We start from the raw sequence: 2,898 nt of genomic DNA on the forward strand, positions 1-2,898 counted from the left end.
TGGCCGTCGCCTCAGGCCGCGTCCTTCCCCGCCGCGCCCGCCCGCGCCGTCCCGCGCCCGCCGCCGTCGCGGGCCGCACCGTCGCGTGACCGGCCCGGCAGCCGGGGCGCGGGCAGGCGGCGCGGGGTGAGGCGGGTCCTGGCGCGCGTCAGGAGCGGGTGGCGCTCGCGTTGCTCGCGGGCGTTGCGGTCGAGTTCGTCCAGGAGCCGCTGGGAGCGCTGCTCCAGGTCGAGTTCGGCGAGGATGCGGTCCACCTCGGTCAGGAGCGCTCCGTACAGGTACCAGTGGCCGTCCTCCGTGCGGGCGCTCTCGCGCAGCAGCGCGCCGACGCGGGCGCGTTCGCGGCGGGCGGCCTGGAGTTCGGACGCGAGCCGTTCCTCGGCGGCCTCCGCGCTCTCGCTCACCGGGTGCGTGACGAGTACGGAGAAGCTCACGATCGCGTCGGCGACCTGCGCGAGCAGGTTCTCCACGGCCCGCGCGGCCTTCGGCTCGAAGAGCGCGGCGGCCTCGCTGGACTCCCGTACCCGGGCCAGGTCCGTGAAGGTGCGCGCGAGGACCCGCAGGACGACCGTGCAGATCTCCAGCGTGTCGAGCCCCGTGCGGAGCACGACGCGGTTGAGCAGCCCTTCGCGCACGCGCGGGTTGAACCGCAGGCTCTCCTCCGCCTGCCGCAGCGCCGCGTCCACCTCGGAGATGTCCTTGTCCAGGTCCCTGGCCTCCTGGAGCGTGGCCCGCGCCTCGCGCATTGGGTCGCTGCTGCTTAGCTCCTCGCCGATGCGCAGGAGCAGGCGCCGCATCCGTCGCGCCAGGTCCTCCAGCGCGTCCCCGGCCGTCCCGGTCCACACCGGGGGCGCGAGCACGACGTTGACGAGCAGCCCCACGGCCGCGCCGATCGCCGTCTCCAGCACCCGGTCCCAGGCCGTGTCCGTGACCCGGCTGACCCCCAGCACGAGCATCGCGCTGATCGCCACCTCGGGCACGAACTCGCTCACCCGCACGAGGTGCCCCACGACGAGCGCCGCCAGGATGAGCAGCCCGAGGCTCCACCACGTGAGCCCGACGAGCGCGCTGAAGCCGATCGCGACGAGCACCCCGGCGATCACGGCGTTGACGCGGCGGATGCCGGTGGTGAGCGTCGCGTAGAGCGTCACCTGCACGGTGAGGAGCGCCGTGAGCGGGGCGGTGAGCGGCGCCGGGGTGTCGCTGAGACGCAGCGCGACGACGTACGCGAGCGTGGCCGCCCCGGCGGCCCGTACGGAGCGCACCACCGTCGCCTCGCGCCGCAGCCGTCCCCACAGGTGCGCCACCCGCTCCGGCACGCTGCCCTCGCCGCGCAGGCGCCGCCACGACGCCCCCGGCCCACCCCTGAGCTTCGCCCTCTGTTGATCAAGCACGCCGGTTTCCTTCCCCTGTTCCGGCGCGCGCAGCCCTGGGACGACGGGTTTCTTGCCGGGCACGCGGGATTGATCCCGCAGCGGATGAGGAGCGACCCGCTCATGCATTGGACGCATTGGATGGGTCATGCATACATTTTTGCGGTGAACCCGTCCCCCGCCGAAGACCCCGTTACCGCCCCGCTCGTGCTCCCGCCGCCCCACCGCGCGGGGACCCCCGCCTTCCGGCGGGCGTCGGGCGCGCTCTTCGCTGCCGGGCTCGGCACCTTCATGACGCTCTACTGCGTCCAGGCGCTCCTGCCCTCCCTCGCGCACGACCTCGATCTCTCCCCGGCGGGCGCCTCGCTCAGCGTCTCGGTCGCGACCCTCGCGATGGCCGTCGGCGTCATCCCGCTCACCGCGCTCTCCGACGCGTGGAACCGCACCACGATGATGTCCCTCGCGCTCGGCGCCGCCGCCGTCTTCGGCATCGCCTCGGCCTTCGCCCCCGGCTTCCCCGTCCTCCTCGTCCTGCGCCTGCTCCAGGGCCTCGCCCTCGCCGGGCTCCAGGCCACCGCCATGTCCTACCTCTCCGAGGAGGTGCACCCCGGCTCGCTCGGCGGCGCGATGGGACTGTACGTGGCGGGCAACGGGATCGGCGGGATGCTCGGCCGCCTCGCCGCCGACGGCGTCCTCCAGCTCACCCACTCCTGGCGCTGGTCGATCGGCGCGGTCGGTGTCATCGCCGCCGTGTGCGCGCTCGTCTTCCGCCTCACCATCCCGGCATCGGTCCGCTTCGTGCCCAAGGGTGCCTCGCCCCGCGCCCTCGCGCGCGGCGTCGTCCGGGCCCTGCCCGACAGCGCGCTGCTGCGCCTCTACCTCATCGGCTTCGTCGCGATGGCCGCCTTCGTCACCGTCTACAACTACCTCGGCTTCCGCCTCATCGCGCCGCCCTTCTCGCTCTCCGAGGGGACCGCAGGGCTGCTCTTCGTCACGTACGTCTCCGGCTCCTTCTCCTCCGCGCTCGCGGGCCGCCTCGTCGACCGCCTCAGCCGCCGCCTCGTCCTCGTGCCCGCGCTCCTCGTCACGCTCGGCGGGCTCGCGCTCATGCTGATACCGAGCCTCGGCGGCGTGATCCCCGGGCTCGTCGTCTTCACCATGGGTTTCTTCGCCGCGCACGCCGTCGCGAGCGGCTGGGTCGGTGCCCGCTCGAAGGCCGTCGGGGTCCAGGGCGCGGCCGTGTACCTGTTCTTCTACTACGTCGGCAGCGCGCTCGGCGGCTCGGCGGGCGGCACCGTCTACGGACACGGCCGCTGGGGCGCCCTCACCCTCTACACCGGCGCCCTCGTCCTCGTGGGCCTGCTCAGCGCGCTCAGCCTCGGCCGCGCGCGGAACGCGGGCGGGGACACCGGCGCCGCCGCCCGGGGCGGGCGGCGGCCCGGCGCGCCGGTGGAGGTGCCGGCCGCCGCGCCCCGCACTCCCTGAACGCTCCTGAGCAGGTGTGATCACCCCACGACACCTCTCG

General features: G+C 74.4%; 2 protein-coding genes. One reads left to right on the forward strand and one right to left on the reverse strand.

Annotation, left to right across the window (positions count from 1 at the left end; all coding sequences use genetic code 11):
• Positions 1-11: 11 nt before the first annotated feature.
• Positions 12-1,394, reverse strand: coding sequence for an aromatic acid exporter family protein (locus tag SSBG_RS27605; RefSeq protein WP_037872058.1), 1,383 nt, complete (start codon positions 1,392-1,394; stop codon positions 12-14).
• 144 nt (positions 1,395-1,538) lie between these two features.
• Between SSBG_RS27605 and SSBG_RS27610 the strand changes: the two genes are divergently transcribed.
• On the forward strand, positions 1,539-2,858 hold the full coding sequence (locus SSBG_RS27610) for an MFS transporter (protein ID WP_234010663.1): 1,320 nt from the start codon (positions 1,539-1,541) through the stop codon (positions 2,856-2,858).
• Positions 2,859-2,898: the final 40 nt, after the last annotated feature.

The sequence above is a fragment of the Streptomyces sp. SPB074 genome, from assembly GCF_000154905.1.
GTDB lineage: Bacteria > Actinomycetota > Actinomycetes > Streptomycetales > Streptomycetaceae > Streptomyces.